The 16,599-nt window shown below is 42.4% G+C and carries 17 protein-coding genes and 1 riboswitch; of the genes, 6 read left to right on the forward strand and 11 right to left on the reverse strand.

The window, feature by feature from the left end; all coding sequences use genetic code 11:
* Window positions 1–68: 68 nt before the first annotated feature.
* From A1QC_RS08420 to A1QC_RS08460, 9 genes are all read right to left on the reverse strand, one after another.
* A complete protein-coding gene (locus A1QC_RS08420; protein WP_017024901.1) occupies window positions 69–1,622 on the reverse strand; it encodes an HAL/PAL/TAL family ammonia-lyase in 1,554 nt (517 codons plus the stop codon).
* A complete protein-coding gene (locus tag A1QC_RS08425) occupies window positions 1,600–3,396 on the reverse strand; it encodes a glycosyltransferase family 2 protein (protein ID WP_017024902.1) in 1,797 nt (598 codons plus the stop codon). The genes A1QC_RS08420 and A1QC_RS08425 overlap by 23 nt, the downstream gene beginning before the upstream one ends.
* A 16-nt stretch (window positions 3,397–3,412) precedes the next feature.
* Complete coding sequence (locus tag A1QC_RS08430) at window positions 3,413–3,772, reverse strand: hypothetical protein (protein ID WP_017024903.1); 360 nt, start codon at window positions 3,770–3,772, stop codon at window positions 3,413–3,415.
* 5 nt (window positions 3,773–3,777) lie between these two features.
* Complete coding sequence (locus A1QC_RS08435; RefSeq protein WP_026025792.1) at window positions 3,778–5,172, reverse strand: AMP-binding protein; 1,395 nt, start codon at window positions 5,170–5,172, stop codon at window positions 3,778–3,780.
* A gap of 52 nt (window positions 5,173–5,224) precedes the next feature.
* Entirely contained in the window at window positions 5,225–5,791 is a 567-nt protein-coding gene (locus tag A1QC_RS08440; protein WP_017024905.1) for a hypothetical protein, read from the reverse strand.
* Window positions 5,791–6,048, reverse strand: coding sequence for an acyl carrier protein (locus tag A1QC_RS08445; RefSeq protein WP_026025793.1), 258 nt, complete (start codon window positions 6,046–6,048; stop codon window positions 5,791–5,793). The genes A1QC_RS08440 and A1QC_RS08445 overlap by 1 nt, the downstream gene beginning before the upstream one ends.
* Window positions 6,049–6,178: 130 nt before the next feature.
* Window positions 6,179–6,436, reverse strand: coding sequence for a phosphopantetheine-binding protein (locus A1QC_RS08450; RefSeq protein ID WP_017024907.1), 258 nt, complete (start codon window positions 6,434–6,436; stop codon window positions 6,179–6,181).
* Between the two features lie 19 nt (window positions 6,437–6,455).
* A complete protein-coding gene (locus tag A1QC_RS08455; RefSeq protein ID WP_039836370.1) occupies window positions 6,456–7,262 on the reverse strand; it encodes a lysophospholipid acyltransferase family protein in 807 nt (268 codons plus the stop codon).
* A gap of 89 nt (window positions 7,263–7,351) precedes the next feature.
* Window positions 7,352–8,107 carry a beta-ketoacyl synthase chain length factor gene (locus tag A1QC_RS08460; RefSeq protein ID WP_017024909.1) on the reverse strand — a complete coding sequence of 252 codons (756 nt, stop codon included), beginning with the start codon at window positions 8,105–8,107 and terminating at the stop codon, window positions 7,352–7,354.
* A 254-nt stretch (window positions 8,108–8,361) separates the two neighbouring features.
* Between A1QC_RS08460 and A1QC_RS08465 the strand changes: the two genes are divergently transcribed.
* Window positions 8,362–9,612, forward strand: coding sequence for an NAD(P)/FAD-dependent oxidoreductase (locus A1QC_RS08465; protein WP_017024910.1), 1,251 nt, complete (start codon window positions 8,362–8,364; stop codon window positions 9,610–9,612).
* A 173-nt stretch (window positions 9,613–9,785) separates the two neighbouring features.
* On the opposite strand, the gene A1QC_RS08470 is transcribed toward A1QC_RS08465, so the two are convergent.
* Both A1QC_RS08470 and A1QC_RS08475 read right to left on the reverse strand, forming a co-directional pair.
* Entirely contained in the window at window positions 9,786–10,916 is a 1,131-nt protein-coding gene (locus tag A1QC_RS08470) for an HlyD family secretion protein (RefSeq protein WP_017024911.1), read from the reverse strand.
* Complete coding sequence (locus tag A1QC_RS08475; RefSeq protein WP_017024912.1) at window positions 10,916–11,353, reverse strand: DUF3302 domain-containing protein; 438 nt, start codon at window positions 11,351–11,353, stop codon at window positions 10,916–10,918. The genes A1QC_RS08470 and A1QC_RS08475 overlap by 1 nt, the downstream gene beginning before the upstream one ends.
* A gap of 257 nt (window positions 11,354–11,610) precedes the next feature.
* Between A1QC_RS08475 and A1QC_RS08480 the strand changes: the two genes are divergently transcribed.
* The 5 genes from A1QC_RS08480 to A1QC_RS08500 all read left to right on the forward strand — a co-directional run bounded on the left by A1QC_RS08480 (window position 11,611) and on the right by A1QC_RS08500 (window position 16,554).
* Window positions 11,611–12,600, forward strand: coding sequence for a bile acid:sodium symporter family protein (locus A1QC_RS08480; protein ID WP_017024913.1), 990 nt, complete (start codon window positions 11,611–11,613; stop codon window positions 12,598–12,600).
* A gap of 80 nt (window positions 12,601–12,680) precedes the next feature.
* The gene (locus A1QC_RS08485; RefSeq protein WP_017024914.1) at window positions 12,681–13,334 is read left to right on the forward strand and encodes a mechanosensitive ion channel domain-containing protein; all 654 of its coding nucleotides are present in this window, start codon (window positions 12,681–12,683) and stop codon (window positions 13,332–13,334) included.
* 193 nt (window positions 13,335–13,527) lie between these two features.
* Window positions 13,528–14,130 carry an acetate uptake transporter gene (locus A1QC_RS08490; RefSeq protein ID WP_026025795.1) on the forward strand — a complete coding sequence of 201 codons (603 nt, stop codon included), beginning with the start codon at window positions 13,528–13,530 and terminating at the stop codon, window positions 14,128–14,130.
* Between the two features lie 136 nt (window positions 14,131–14,266).
* A riboswitch (FMN riboswitch) is annotated at window positions 14,267–14,419 on the forward strand.
* A gap of 136 nt (window positions 14,420–14,555) precedes the next feature.
* Window positions 14,556–15,218: a 3,4-dihydroxy-2-butanone-4-phosphate synthase gene (ribB, locus tag A1QC_RS08495; protein WP_017024916.1), complete on the forward strand. Its 663-nt coding sequence runs from the start codon at window positions 14,556–14,558 to the stop codon at window positions 15,216–15,218.
* Between the two features lie 280 nt (window positions 15,219–15,498).
* The gene (locus A1QC_RS08500; RefSeq protein ID WP_017024917.1) at window positions 15,499–16,554 is read left to right on the forward strand and encodes a hypothetical protein; all 1,056 of its coding nucleotides are present in this window, start codon (window positions 15,499–15,501) and stop codon (window positions 16,552–16,554) included.
* The last annotated feature ends 45 nt before the right edge of the window (window positions 16,555–16,599 follow it).

Raw genomic sequence — 16,599 nt, forward strand, 5'->3', positions numbered from 1 at the left:
GTTTTTTTAAAAGACTGACTTGAGCAATGAAGTCAGTCTTTACCCTAGTAACAAGTTACCTAGAAACCTTATTTATACAATACCCATGCTTGCTGTTGGATTTTTGCCACAAAGTTACGTAGATCTGCTTCTAATGGACGATCCTCAACCACAAAGTCAAACTCAGATTGCACCGCTTCCATTATGGCTTTCAATGCAGGGCTAAAGTGTTGGTGGTCGAGTTCGTTATTACGCTTGCGCAATTCAATTGCTTGAGTGGCGGCCAGCAGTGATGCGGAAGCTACCTGTTCGGTAAGTTGCAACACACGTAAGCAATCACGTGAAGCGATAGTGCCCATGCTGACTTTATCTTGGTTATGACATTCGGTTGAACGCGAAAATACACTAGCAGGCATAGTGTTTTTGAGCGCTTCGGCGGTCCAAGCGGAAATACCGATTTGTACTGCTTTAAAGCCGTGGTTGATTGGTTTACGTTCGCCCGTTGCGCCAGTTAAGTTAAACGGTAGGCCATTGTTGAACTTGTAATCCATAAGCTGCGCCATTTGGCGATCTAATAGATCAGCTAAGTTAGCCACTGCGGTTTTTAAAGTATCCATTGCCATTGCAATATGACCGCCGTAGAAATGCCCACCGTGCAGAACGCGCTCGTTATCACCGTCAATAATTGGATTGTCGTTGGCGCTGTTGAGTTCATTTTCAATCATTTGACGCAACCACGGCAGGGTATCTTGCAATACGCCGATCACATGAGGTGCACAACGCAAAGAATAACGATCTTGCAAGCGGTCACTGTTGCTTGGTGGACGCTCTGCTTGTAAATCTGAACGTAGCCATGCCGCGATTTGTTGTTGGCCTTGGTGAGGTTTTACTGCAAATAAGGCTTCGTCAAAATGAAAATCATTGCCTTGCATGCCTAATGACACCATCGCCGTAATCTTAGTCGAAAGTTGTGCTAAGTATTCCGCACGTTTATAAGCAATACAGGCTAAAGCGGTCATTACCGACGTGCCATTCATTAACGCTAAACCTTCTTTGGGTTTGAGTTTAATGGGCTGTATGTTGAGCTCTGCAAAGACTTCTGAGGTTGGGCGAACTTGGCCTTTATATAAGACTTCACGTTCACCGATCAAAACAGCTGCAAGGTAGGATAGCGGGGTTAAATCGCCGCTGGCACCAACCGAGCCTTCTTGTGGGATCATCGGCGTAATGCCTTGATTAATTAACGTAACGATTTGATTGAGAAGATCGTGAGTCACCCCAGACATGCCTTGTGATAGCGAGCACAAGCGAGTGGCTAACACCGCGCGAGCTTGCTGCTCATCTAAATGCTCGCCAAGGCCACAGCCATGAAAACGAGTTAAATGCAGTGGCAACTCATCCACTAAGTTCATTGGAATGGCGACAGTACAGGAGTCGCCATAGCCTGTGGTGACGCCATAAATCACGCCTTCTTCTTTTAATAAGCGCTCAAGAAACGCCACGCCACGATCAATCTTGCTCGTGAAAGCATCACTTTGATTCATTGTCGCTTGGCTGCCTTGTGCGATAGCCATGACATCTTCAATGGTTAGGCGTTCGGCACCAAAGGTAACTGCTGCATTATTTGGATTCTGAGTTGTCATCTTGTTTACTCGAGTTGTTTGAGTTATCTGGCGCATTGCTGACTGATTCAGTCTCGCTGAGCTGCCAAAAATTAAAAAAGTTATACCACTGTAATGGCGCTTTCATCGTGAAATGTTCTAAGCGATGAGCATATTGCTGAACCACGGCTTGAAGCGCTTCCATACGTTGTTTACGCGGGAGTATAATTTGTTCACTAAAAGGTTCGAAATAGACATCATAGCGCGGGCGTTTATTTGAATTGGAATCATCACGTAGCCCGAATAATAAGTACACAGGTGCGGCTAAGACGGTCGCGAGCATAAACGGCCCTTGTGGGAAAGGTGCCGGTTTACCTAAAAAGTCAGCCCATACCACTCGGTGCTCTTTAGTGGTTGAAGTACGATCCCCTACAATCACCACCCATTCACCTTGTTCTAATTTTTGTTGCAGTAAAATAGCGGTGTCAGGACCAAGTGTATTAACTTGAATCAGGTTAATTGACGAATCGGGATTGACCGCTTTCATTACTCGGTTAAAGCGCTCTGCGTGTTCAGTAAAGACTAATGCATTAATGGTAACCTTACTACGCACTCGGCCTAATGCTCGGCACAGTTCTAAATTCCCAAGGTGAGATCCTAAAATGACGATGCCTTGTTTGTTACCAATGACGTGATCAAAATGCGGTTGGCCATGAATGGTTAAATCATTGATTTTGATGTCACCTCGCCATCCTGCGAGCTTATCTAACATGGTTTTTCCAAACGACAATAAATGCTGATAGCTAGAAAGCGGCAGAGTGCTAGAGTGATCTAAAGAGATATTTTGTTGAATGGCATATTCTTGTATTTGTTTTAGAAATTGCTCAGATGCTTGTCGAACTGATTTACCTGTGCGGTAGTAGTAACTGATCACCAGTTTCAGAATCAGGTTAAAAACAGGACGGCCAAGTAGTGCATAAACCATCATCAACAATTTGATGCCGAGCACAGTGCCACGTTCTTTGCTTTTCGCCCAATGCTGACCACTTGATTGAGGCTCAGACTCAGCGGAAGGTTGTGTGGAAAAATGACGAGCGATCAATTTGGGTATTCGTGGCAACATGCCAAAGAATAATTTGGTGTGCATTTTGCTGATACGAATATTGTCATGCAAAGCATCAAAGTGAGAAATGCCGCCTTCAGGGTAAAACACATTAGTTTTGATGAAGTGAAAACGACAGCCTTGCCAATACATTTTGACCATGATTTCGGTATCAAAATCCATGCGCTTGCCAATGTCATATTGGTTTAATGTGTCGATGGTGGCTTGCAGAGGGTAAGCTCGAAAGCCGCACATGCTGTCTTGAATTTCTAAAGATAAGGTTTCAATCCATACCCATACGTGAGTCGCGTATCGGCCATAAAAGCGCGCTTTAGGAACCGATTCATCATAAATAGGACGACCAGAAATTAACCGCTTCGGGTATTGGCGAGCGCCCTCAATCAATTGTGGAATCGCGGCAATATCATGCTGACCATCGGCGTCTATTTGAATAGCATGACTAAAGCCTTGTAAGTGAGCGTGACGAAGCCCTGAAATCATCGCGCCACCTTTACCTTGGTTAATCCCAAGAGTAATTAAGGTTAGGCTTTCTATCGATTCCAGTTGAGCTAGCTCTGCTTTGGTTGTCGCATTGCTACCATCATCCACCACAAAAATCGGATAACCAAAGGGAAGCAACGAATCAATCACCGCCGCCATGGTTGAGCCGTGGTTATAGCAAGGAATGACAAAGCAAGGGTTAAAATCCGTCATCTCGATACTCAATCCTTTACCCTAATAAAATTCGGCCAGAAGAATGGGTTTTCACTTCTTCATTGTGCTCGGAGGTATAGGTGAAATACAGTTTTTGTTTTTCCGCCTGCCAAGTCAAACTGAGCTTCACTTCGTGTTCTTTTAAAATAGGCTCTTGGAATTTGATCACTTCCATTCCTTGAAAACTGGCTGGTGCATTCAAGTATTGCTGGCCATAAAAGACTGCCCAATCAACTTGAGTGACGCCCGGCAGGCTCGGGAAAATAGGAAAATGACCATTAAAGTCTTCAATGTCGCTATCAATTTTCAACCAAAGTTCGACACTATCGTGAGTACTGTGTTGGCGTAATATCGTTGGCTTTCTAATGAGTGTCATAAGCTTCACTTAGTGCTTTCTGGGTGAAAAAGGCGCTCTATATCACTGATAAGGCGTTTACCTTGAGTGTTTAGTGGGATCTCATCCACCACACGAAAACGACGCGGAATACCGACCGGTTCAATCCATTGATGCAAGGCTTTACGTAACATTAGCCAAAATTGACCTTTGCCAATGTCATCGAGTTTTTGCAGACCTTGAGGGCTTAACTTCAATACTGCCGCCACAATAAGACGTTTAGGATCTTGAAAAGGGATCACCGCCGCTTCTTGGATATCACCCATGGCGTTTAAGCGTTTTTCGATCTCAGTTAAAGAGATCCGCTTTTCTTCAATTTTGATCACACGATCCGCGCGACCTTTTAAGATGAACTGATCGTCACTGATCATTTGGCATTGATCGGCGGTTTGATACCAATGATCAGGATCGACCAATGGCGACAGAATTCGTAAACAGCTTTCCGAGTTTGTGCCCACTTGGGTACCGGTAAAAGTTTTCCATGGTGTTTGTGGCGTTAACTGCTGGCGATGTGCAATGCCTCCGGTTTCGGTGCTGCCTAAAATCTCGTGTGGGTATTGCTCAAACAATTGCAGGCAAGTTTGTGCGGCGTCATGAGGCAATGGACCGCCAGAAGAAAACAGCGCACGAAAGCACTTAGTTTTTTGTTGTTCGTTGAGTCGTTTTAATAATGCCGGGCTGCTGACTAATGCGAGATTGAGATCCGCATGCTGCATAATTTGCTCAGGATATTGCCAATCGCATTCTAGAAAGGCGCGGCCTGTTGATAATGGCCATAAAATGCGAAACAACAACCCATAGATATGTTGATGGGAAACGGTACTAGCAATGACGCAATCTTGCAGTTTATCGCCCCATGTCGCTTCAAGTTGGGAGACTTCTTTCTCCAAAATAGACAGCGGTTTTTCAATCGCTTTAGGCTGACCACTGGAACCGGAAGTAAACAAAGTGACTAACACATCTGTCAGTGGTTGGAATTCATGGTGAGAGGTCACTTGTGAGGTCAATTCAGCCGCAGGTAACGCAATGTTCGCGTGATTGGGGTGTTGATCAAACCAAGTATCTTCTATCGCATCATCGTGCAGTATTGCATCAAACTGATGAGATAATTCGGCTAATGCACTAGGCTGAAGATTACCTGGTAAAACGGGCTGCTTACCACTTTGACATATCGCCATAAAGGCGACCGTAAACCAATAACTGTTTTGAAAACCAATTGCCCAACGTTGAAGCGGTTGCTTATCGAGTAACTCACACACTTGCTGGACATCTTGGGTGAATTGCTCCCAAGTTACAGTATGCGTTTCGGTGATCGCGACCTTTATTGATAAAGCGCGAGAACTCGACAACAGTTGGCTAAAAGGCGTTAAGGTTTGGCTCATGCTGGTGGTGCTTTCCATGGATTGATGAATCGGTCGGTGAGACGTTAATTGCCTATTTTAAATTCGACTTCTTTTGAACTCGTAATCTCACCAGCCATTCAATTGCAAATAAACAGCCAGCCAGTAAATAGCTGATCAAACCGTTGTAGAGTGTCCATATCGATAAAGGCAGAAAGCAGGTGTAGAGCGCAATACTGCCATTAATGACAAAATAACCACACCATACTTTCGTGACGGTGCGAGTATACTGAACGCCACTTTGCGGTAAATTAGGATCTTGCAGGCGAGCCAGACGCTCAATCAGCGTTTGCTTTTGCCACAAGCTGCTAAAGAACAAGACGAACATTAACGTGCTAACAATCACTGGATAAAAGGTAAACCAGCCATGTTCACGAAACAATGTTGCCAGCAAGGTAAGGGTGATCCCCGCGCCACCACTGAGCCAAGCAATGTACTTTAATTCTTTCAGTTTTGTGTTACTACCAGCCACAATTCTTAAAATGAAAAGTACAGCAAACACGCCGCCAATGACGCCAATGCCCCAACGGCTTAAGCCATAGTAAACCGCTAACGGGTACGCCAGCAGTAATAAGGCGGACAAAGCCGTCAATGCGCGCATTATTTGTCCTTGAGTAACTCGGTAACCGCGTCTACAACATCGTTAACAGTACGAACGGCTTTAAACTCGTCAGGTTGAATTTTTTTGCCTGTAAGTTTTTGCAAGTGCACCACAAGATCTACGGCATCAATGCTATCAAGATCGAGTTCTTGGTATAGTTTTGATTCAGGTTTGATGTCGTCAGCATCTATTTCAAATAGTTCAACAAAGGCATCACGCACTTGGTTAAACACTTCGTCTCTATTTATTTCCGTCATATTTTTCACGCTTGATAGTTAAAGCTAATGTTCAATTTAACGAGTGTATACCTTTCTTATTTGAAGCGGCTGTTTTGTCGGATACGTTCACAGCAACGTCAACTATTTAAGGTATAGAATAAGCGTTAAATTATGCTTGTTGACTTGCAATATAATTAGCAAGGTTGGCAACGGATGCAAAATGTTCACGAGTTTGAGTGTCATCGGCATCAATTACGACATGGTATTTTTTCTTTACGGCAAGGCCGAGTTCAAGGGCATCGATAGAATCTAAACCTAGGCCGTCACCAAATAAAGGTGCATCAGAGTCAATATCTTCAACTTGAATGTCTTCTAGATTTAAAGCATCAATAATTAATCGTTTTAATTCGTTGTGTAACTGCTGCACGCTAGCCTACCTAAATATGTTATGAGGATGTCTCTGTGTTTTGTTCAAGCGTCATATCAGGGAAAAGTGCCGTTGATAAATGTTGATTGAGATGACGCGCTGCTGTGGTGGGTGAGTCACAATTTTCTATAAACTCACTGACCGCTATCTTACCTTTCACTTCAATGTGAAAAAAGGGTTTTACGTCAGGAACTTGATACCATTTCATTTGTTTGGTCAAAAAGTTCGGCGTAACCCTTATATGTATCAAACGAATATCGGTTTGTGTTCGTACTGCAATTTGCGCGGCACCTCGTTGTAATTTAGAGGTTTTACCTGGTGTGGTTCGAGTACCTTCCGGGAAAATTAATAATACATTGCCTTGTTTTAGCCGCTGACTGCAGTCTTCTAATAAGCTTTCAGGGTCGCGATTAGGAATATAGCCTGCTGATTTAACAATGCCTTTCATAAAAGGATTATGCCAAATTGCCGCTTTAACTAAACAGTCACATTGCTTCAACTTCGAGGCGATAAGAACGTAATCAATTAAACTTGGATGATTGGCTAGAATTAAGCAGTTGCGATCTTGTTGCATGATTTCACTATGATCAAACCGATAATCAATCGCGCCAGTGAACTTCATGGTTTGGCAAAATAAGCTAAAGGCGTGTTTGATGATCGCCTGTACTCGCATTTCACGTTGTTCTTGATGACGAGTGGTCAAAGTCATTATAGGGAAAACAATAAAAGTTAACCCAAGCGCTCCTAATCCAAAAATAGCAAAACAACTGCCAGTTGCGATCACCCGCCAGTATTTATTGAGTTTTTGTCCAAAAGATAAGGGCATAGTCTGTCTCTTCTGTTGTGCCGTCATATTCGTGCGATAATCTTGCTTGTTTAACATTGTTATTTTAATTGCGAGTTATGTCTAAATTCCTATTGATGATTCCAGGCCCATTGTGTTCGAGAATCACTTATCTGCCATTTGGCGTTTATTTGTTGTTCATGTAAGGCTAATTGCTTTAATGTTTCTAATGTTAGTGAGTGCTTAATAATGGGCTGCTTCATGTTTTCTAAAGGCTTCCAAGTAAGTTCTGTATTATTTCCTGCACGAAGCACTAAGCCTAAAGCGTATAAAGGTTGATGTGTGTCATCTTCAAAAACGGTATACGGTTGTGGCAAAGGCGCATCAAAATCTAACACTAATACCTTATGTTCTGGATTATCTTCAAGGTAGGCGTAGGCTTCGATTAACGCGTAATGAAGGCTGCTTTCACAACCCGCTAAAGAGGTAGCTGGAATAGGGCTTTTGCTGGCGATAGTAAATAAACCAACGCTGGTATTATGAACAGATTGTGAAAATGCCATTGGGGAAGCCTCTTCACCTTGCAGAACTTGTTGCAATAAATCCACGGTACGAGGCAGCTCTCCGTGGCGGCTTGAAAAAACCAAGTAATCAAAGGATTGTTGCTGTTGCTGCAGGTTTTGTTGCAAGTACATCGCTGTTTGCAGTGCTACTTTACTTAAAGGGCTCATTCGTCGGCGCATCATGGCAGGAATTAGATGAGTACTTAGAGCTTCAGGTTCAGTTGGCCATTGTTCGCTTATGGCCCAGCGTTTCCAAGCGGAGCGATCCGTTAATCCCGGTGAAAGGGCGTACCAATCTTCAATCGTAAATGCAATTTTGCTCATTATTCTCAGTTCATACCATTTTATTGAAATGAAGCGTAAAAATAGCATTTTTATTGATGTGAGTGTTATCTTGTTACTTGTATTATTGATATAAAATTAAGAACTTGATCGAGGTTTATTCGAAGAATGCCTTAATCAAAAGTGTTGATTGATCTTGGATTAACGTCGATTCAGGATATGGGCACCCAAAGTAATTGAAGTGGTAACTTCGAGTGAAACAGGTATGGATACCTGCTTGAATAGGATATTTATTAGTGATAGAGAAACAACGCACCTCTGTAGTAATTATCGGTGCAGGGCCTTCGGGTTCTGTGGCTGCGGCGATTTTAAAGCAACACGATGTTGATTGTATTGTGTTAGAACGCAGTACTTTCCCTCGTTTCTCTATTGGAGAAAGCTTGCTTCCGGCCTGTATGGAGAGTTTGAAAAAAGCCAAGTTATTTGATGCAGTGAATAAAGCTGGTTATCAATTTAAAAATGGCGCTGCTTTTCGTCGTAATGGAAAGTACACCCATTTTGATTTCACTCAAAAATACACTGAGGGAGAAGGTACTACTTTTCAAGTTCAGCGTGGTCCATTTGATAAGTTGCTAGCTGATGAAGCGCAAAAGCAAGGGGTGGAAATACGCTATCAACATACGGTAACGGCTGTCGATGTTAACCTTGAAAAACCGATCCTTTCTGTGATTGATGAGCAACAGCAGCCTTATCAAATTGAAGCTGATTTCATTTTAGATGCTAGTGGGTATGGGCGTGTCTTGCCTAGGTTGCTTGATTTGGAATCGCCTTCAGGCTTGCCACCACGTAAAGCAATGTTTACCCATGTCACAGATAACATCACTGAAAACTTGGCCACCGAGTTAAACTATGATCGTAATAAAATTACTATTTATGTTCACCCAAAACACGCCGATGTGTGGTATTGGTTGATTCCATTTAGTAATGGTCGGTGTTCGGTTGGAGTGGTAGCAACGCCTGAGTTTTTTGATTCCTATCCACAAGATGAAATTACTGCGCTAAAGCAACTGACTCAAGAAGAGCCACATTTAGGTCAGCTGTTTCGTGATGCCGATTTTTGTCATGCAAGCGGCACCATTGGTGGCTACTCAGCGAACGTAAAACATTTAGCCGCGAATAATTATGCCATGTTGGGTAATGCTGGGGAGTTTTTAGATCCAGTATTCTCTTCTGGTGTGACAATTGCTATGAAGTCTGCCGAGTTGGCAACTGATGTTCTAGTACGCCAATTAAAAGGTGAAGCTGTTGATTGGCAGCAGGATTATGCCAAACCGTTAATGGTGGGCGTGAATACGTTCAGGGCTTATGTGGAAGGTTGGTATGATGGCCGCTTCCAAAATGTGGTGTTTTTTGAAAATGCTAACCCAGATATTAAAAAGAAAATCAGTTCCATATTGGCAGGTTATGCATGGGATACCAATAACCCTTATGTCGCAAGTCCTCAAAAGCGTTTAAGTACTTTAGCGGAAATTTGTTCCATCAAGTAACGTAAAGATGATAACTCTGAATTCTGCATTTTGACGTTACTTGAGTGCTGTTGTCGTGTTGTGATCAATAATAGAAAAGCCTCGTCAATGAGTGTGATATTGACGAGGCTTTTTTGAATGTTAACTTCTACTTAACGTCATTCGACTTAACTAGGTTGTGTGGTTACACATTCTTAGTGATCAAAGTAGATGTAGTTTTGCCAGCTTTTCATTCGAATGAGTATCTTACGAATAATGGCTATTTCTTCGAGACGCTCAGAGTAAACCGCGATTTCAACATTTGTCCCCATCGGAAGGTTGTACTGGCTTATATCATCGTGAAGTTTAAACTTAACCATAATTCGGCCTTGAGTTTGCAGAGCATTAGTGCCTAATAAGGCGCCGCCTGCTTGTATTTGACTCTCGGCAATGGCAGGTATGATTTGTGTTACTTCCGCTTTGAATGATTTACCCGGTAAAGCACGGAAAATAACATCAGCTTCTTCGCCAACTTTAATGCTTAAAGCAGAGTTTTGACGGAAAGCACCAACAAAGTAATGATCTTGCGTGCTAATAAAGGTGAGGATTGGCTTTAATGGGAGTGGTACCGCCATGACACCTGGTTTTAGCGCTAATTGAGAAACGTAACCATCGGTTGGCGCACGAATGACGGTTTGATCCAAGTTAAATTGAGCTTGGTCGAGTGCAGCTTGTGCTTCTGCAACGGAAGTATTTACTCCATCGATTTGTGATTCAAATGCAGCTTTAGCGGCATTTTCACTGGCCATAGCAGCTTGATAAGCAGCTTCTGCACCTTTTGCTGCTTGTCTTGTGTCATCAACTTGTTGCAAAGTAAACGCGCCACGTTTGTAGCCTTTTTGGTAACGAGCCGCTTCACGTTGAGTACGATCTCTTTCTGCTACCGATTGAGCTGTCACCGCTGCTGCTTGTTTGTAGGCGGCTTCTAACACCAAAACATTTTGTTTTGCTGCCGCTAATGCCGCTTGTTTCTGAACCACAATGGCTTTAAACGGTGTGTCATCTAAATGAACAAGTGCATCACCTTGCTTAACTAATTGGTTCGGTTCTATATCCACCGATACAACACGAGCCCGAACGTTGGAAACCATTGGGGTGGTGCTATAAATTTGCCCGCCAAGTTGTGTAAATGGGTGGAGATAGTTCATCGATAAAAATATCGTACCCAATAAAACAACGCCGCCAAGCACCGCAGTTGGAACAGTCCATTTATTAAGGGGGATACGAAAGATTTTAAAAATGGCAATACAAAAAGCGATATAGGTCAGAGTCAGTATCGTTTCCATTATTTAGACTCTCCTGTGATGTTGTTCGGTGTCTGGCTGGTTTCTTGTTCTGGTTGGTTGTGCTGTGCCTGATGATCTTGTTGCGCTGTAGCACTTTCTTTTGTTTGAGAGGTAAGCTGAGCCAACTGTTCTTGCAACTGAATAACTTGACTGGAAAGTTCATCAACTCGATGTTGAACATCATGCTGTTCTTCTTGTAGCTTGGTGAAGCCCCATCCTCGGTCTTCGCGCCATAAGGTCGCCCATATCCACAAAAACGGCCATAAAACGTGTAATGTAAACAAGCTTACCCAGCCTGCTACATGAATGGCATCTTGATGAGGGTGGTTACGTTTTTTAGATATTTCATACGGGATATCATGTATAACGATGATGCCGTAAAATATCACCAGTACTACAAAGATGAGTATGCCTAAGGCTACATAATCTAGTGTCATTGTCTTTCCTTATTGGTTCGCTTTCTGTATTGAGCATATCATTAGCTTTATCGAAAGTAATTCAGCATCATCTTTTACTGAGGCTCGTTATTATTGTAGGGTAAACAGAGGCTTAATCCGAAGGGTTTTCTGCTTCTTTAAGGGAAACGTCTCATAATATGGATGTGTTGAACGTTTTTTATGCTAATTCAGTTTAAATGATGATAATAAAAAGTCATAAACTTTAACAAAAATAACATCAAAGTGATGGTGGAAAAATGAAAGACAGTGTTATTCAAGCACTAAAAAAAGAATGGTTCTTGGTCGCAATGGTGATCGCCATGATTTTAGCGTCAGTGATTCCTCAGGTAGGGAAAAGCGATGGATTACTGCATTTAGATAACATTACCGGTATAGGTATTGCTCTGGTGTTTTTTTTGCATGGGATTGGTTTATCACCCAAAGCATTAAAAGATGGCGTGAGTAACTGGCGTTTGCATCTTTTTATCCAATCGGCCACTTTTGTTGTTTATCCGATGTTATGGGTGATCTTTGGTCAAGGCATGTTGGCATTAATGCCGAGTGCACTGGCGTTTGGCTTTTGTTTCTTATTTGTGTTGCCAAGTACTATTTCTTCCTCTGTTGCTATGACGGCAATTGGTAAAGGTAATATGCCAGGGGCGATCTTTAATGCATCATTGTCGAGCATTTTAGGTATCTTCATTACACCCTTGTTAATCCAAGTATTTATGGGCTTTGAAGGACTTCATCTTGATATTATGGATTCGATTACCTCGATATCGAAAATGCTATTATTACCTATGATATTAGGACAGGTGTTAAGGCCATTATTGCTGAGTACGTTTGAAAAGCATAAGAATATTGTTGGTAAGTTGGATAAATACGTCATCTTATTAATTGTGTTTAATGCTTTCAGTGATTCTGTCGCTGAAGGGATTTGGCATAGTTTCTCTATTGAATATGTCTTGATGTCGGTGCTGATTTGTTGCGTTGTTTTAGCGTTCATTGTGCAATTGATGGTATGGAGTGCAAAACGCTTTGGCTTTGATCATGCAGATGAAGTGGCAGCTGTGTTTTGTGGTAGTAAAAAAACCTTAGCGGCAGGTGTGCCTATGGCGAAAGTGATTTTTGGCGCAGACCCACGATTAGGTATGATTTTATTGCCGATAATGATTTATCATCCATTGCAGATTTTTTACTGTGCGGTGCTCGCTAATCGATATCAAAAGAAAGCTTTATCTATATAAATGATTGGATATAGATAAATGAGAGATACCGATAAAACGTGAATTGTTTATTCTTTACCTTGCAGAAGAGGTTGTGAAATATGTTTGAAATGCCACAACAGTGGATTGATTTCGCCCAAGATTATTACAAGTGGTTAATCACTGCAGTGCTTCTGATTTTTTATCCGATGCTACGCCGCATGCCAGCCAAAATCTTTTTGCGCAGCATGAAAGCCGGGATTAGTCCGCATCGAAAGCAACGTGCTCGGTTACTACTTAACACCATCACATCTATTCTTTTGATTTGTGTCTTGTTGATGATCTGGGGAATTGAACTGCGTGGTTTGCTGGTGGTTGGCTCTTCCATGTTTGCATTACTGGGCGTGGCGCTATTTGCCGGTTGGTCTTTATTAAGTAATTTAACCAGTTTCTTGATTTTGTTTACCCAAAATGATTGTCGTATTGGGCGTTGGGTAAGGGTTGTGGATGGCGCAAACTTTATCGAAGGTGAAATTATTGAAATGTCGTTTATGAATGTGCAGATGCGCAATATAGACGGTGATGCCGTGTTGTATCCGAACAACTTATTTATTACTCGCCCTGTGATTGTATTAAAAAATGCACCGCAGCCAAAAGTTGAGTCAGACACGATTGAAAGCAATGAATTAAAACCAGAATTACAATCTGAGATAAAGGTAGAACCCGTCTCGACGACGACGACGACGACGACACCGCCGACGACCAAAATCAGCTAAATTGGCTTTTAAGTACAATATTTCAGCCTCAATCATGCCTTTTTCGGTGTTATTGAGGCTTTTTATTTGATGTTAAATATTTTTTTGAGAGTTAGCTCACAAAAGGTTTTACAAAGACATAAGCATCGACAATAATACGCCGCTTTTTATCGTTTCGATCACATTTTAACCAGGTAACCTTATGTCGACGTCAATCACTACAAAACCAGCAAACCCAGCACCATTAGGCCTAATGGCTTTTGGTATGACAACGATTCTTTTGAATCTGCATAACGTAGGTTTATTTCCATTAAGCACAGTTATTCTTGCTATGGGCATTTTTTACGGTGGTATCGCTCAGGTGATCGCCGGCATCATGGAATACAAAAACGGTAATACGTTTGGTACCACTGCATTTACCTCTTATGGCATGTTTTGGCTATCTTTAGTGGGTTTAATCCTAATGCCAGGTATGGGCTTAGGTGAAGCGACGTCTGCTTACTTCTTAGCGTCTTACTTGACGATTTGGGGCATCTTTACGGGTTTAATGTTCATTGCAACATTGGCTCGCTACCCAGTTGCTAAGCAAGTGGTATTTGGTAGCTTAACCGTATTATTCTTCTTACTTGCAGCCGGTGATTTCACTGGTAATGCAACGATTGGCCACATTGCTGGTATCGTCGGTTTATTCTGTGGCTCAAGTGCTGTTTATTTAGCCATGGCAACCATCATCAATGGTGAGTTCGGTCGTAGCGTACTGCCAATCGGTGAAAAGAAAGTGAAAGCGACAGTAGAAGAACTAAAAGCAGCAGCTTAATCTTTACTGAAGCTTCAAACTAAAGAACCTCAGCCATTCGCTGAGGTTTTTTGTATTTAACGACATATCAATTAGATTTTAATTGAAAGCTGTAATAGTATTGAGCACCTGCCATAAGGCAGACACAATTTATTTAATTTATTCTCAGGGCGGGGTGTAATTCCCCACCGGCGGTATATAACGCATTGTGACGTTATCAGCCCGCGAGCGCTTGATTTTCGGATCAAGGTCAGCAGATCTGGTGAGATGCCAGAGCCGACAGTAATAGTCTGGATGGGAGAGGATATATTGCGCTTAATTACCCTTTATTTTTTTATAAAGGAAGTTAAGTGCATTTAACGTTTGATCAAAAACGCAGCCTCGCTGTGTCTGGGTCGAACCCCTTCTGCATAGCCCTGATTCTGGTATCTACAGGAGCTATTACCATGAATCAGAAACAACCTTCTTTACTTGCTGAATTTGGCAACCCAATCGAACGTGTTGAAGCTGCATTACTTGCAATACAACAAGGCCAAGGCGTACTTGTGCTGGATGATGAAGATCGCGAAAACGAAGGCGATATGATTTATTCTGCTGAAAACTTAACGGACGCTCAAATGGCATTGATGATCCGCGAAGGCAGTGGCATTGTGTGTTTGTGCTTAAGTGACGAGCAAGCTGATCAACTTGAATTGCCGCCAATGGTCGTGGATAACAATAGCCAAAATCAAACTGCATTTACCGTGTCGATTGAAGCCAAACAAGGCGTGACGACTGGTGTTTCAGCAGCAGATCGAGTGACCACCATTAAAACTGCTATCTTTGCTGATGCAAAGCCAAGCGATCTTGCTCGTCCAGGTCATGTTTTCCCATTACGCGCTCGTAAAGGAGGAGTACTTACGCGCCGCGGTCATACCGAAGGCACAACAGACCTAATGCAACTAGCCGGTTTAAATCCAGCAGGTGTATTGTGTGAAGTGACAAACCCGGATGGTACGATGGCGCGAGCAGAAGAAATTGTCGCTTTTGGTAAGCTTCACAATATGCCAGTGCTGACGATTGAAGATATCGTTCAATACCGCCAATCGTTAATGAAGAAACAAGCTTAATCATTCTTTTGTACTAAGCTTAGAGTGCTTTAACATGATAAAAAGCCACTAATATGTGGCTTTTTTTGTACTCGTAAGCGAGCAGTGATGGTTTTAACTGATAGAAATGTTATTAAAATGTGAGTTTTGTGAGCAAGAGAGATGTCTTTTAGCCAACAACAAGATAAATTAAACAGTTGTTTGACTCTCAATTTTGAGTACAAAGTATTATAAAAAGCCTCAATGCCTCCTACCATGAGGCCTTAATGATAGGCATTAAATTAGGACGGAGAATTTTTACATGGATTTTTTCACACCAATTACTCACTTTGACAACACTCGCCAGGCTTCAGGCCAACAACAACGAGTCGAAGATACACGTGCGGCGGCATTATTGTTTCGTGAAGAAATGTTAGCTGGCCCGAAAGTGAAATACTTTCAATCATTTGATCTCATCAAAGTGCCTTATCCAGTACGTTATGGTTTACGTAATGCTTTCTCATGCGAGCGATTTGTAGAATACATGCACATTCAAAACCGTGTATTCGTCGTGCAATTTGAGACATCGGAAGGCATGAAAACCATGCTGGTTTCTCCATCGGATCACGAACGCGGTGGCGAAACGCCATTCTTCCGTCGTTTGCAAGATAACACTCCAGGTTGGATCACTAAGTTCTTATTGCAACGTCAATTTACCGTCCCTGAAGTGCTGGCAAGCATAGGCTTAAAGCCAGAAGATATTGATTACATTACTTATGATCATCTGCATACTCAAGATGTAAGACGTTGGCTTGGAACCGACACTGAACAAGCTTTCTTCCCGAATGCCAAGTTATTAGTGCATAAAAAAGAATGGGAATCGACCCAAGACCTAAATCCGTATCAAGCTGATTGGTATTGCCCAAGCGGTATTAAAGGCATTCCAGAAGATCGTGTGATTCAATTTGAAGGATCTATTATGCTCGGTGAGGGCGTGGCTCTGGTCCATACTCCTGGTCACACAGAAGGTAATCACTCTATCATAACCCACACTGATGAAGGGCTTTGGGTTACCAGTGAAAATGGCGTGAGTGTTGATGCTTATGCGCCTAAGCTTTCTAAAGCAGCTGGGGTGTCAAAGTATGCCGATACCATTGGCACTGAGGTGATTATTAACGGTAACACCATGGAAAATGCGGTTGATCAGTACATTTCAATGGTGATGGAAAAAACCATTGCTGGGCCTTCAAAGCGAGATCCTCGCTTCCCTAATATGTTTCCATCGTCGGAAATGTCACCTTATTGGCTTTTCCCCGGTACTAAACCTGCATTTTATGTTGGCTCGGCAAAACATGGTCAGTTAGTGAAACCGGCCTAAGATAGTCTCTAGGTAAAAATAAATAACCTTTGGTTAACAATCAAA

The organism is Vibrio rumoiensis 1S-45, from assembly GCF_000286955.2.
GTDB classification, from domain to species: domain Bacteria; phylum Pseudomonadota; class Gammaproteobacteria; order Enterobacterales; family Vibrionaceae; genus Vibrio; species Vibrio rumoiensis_A.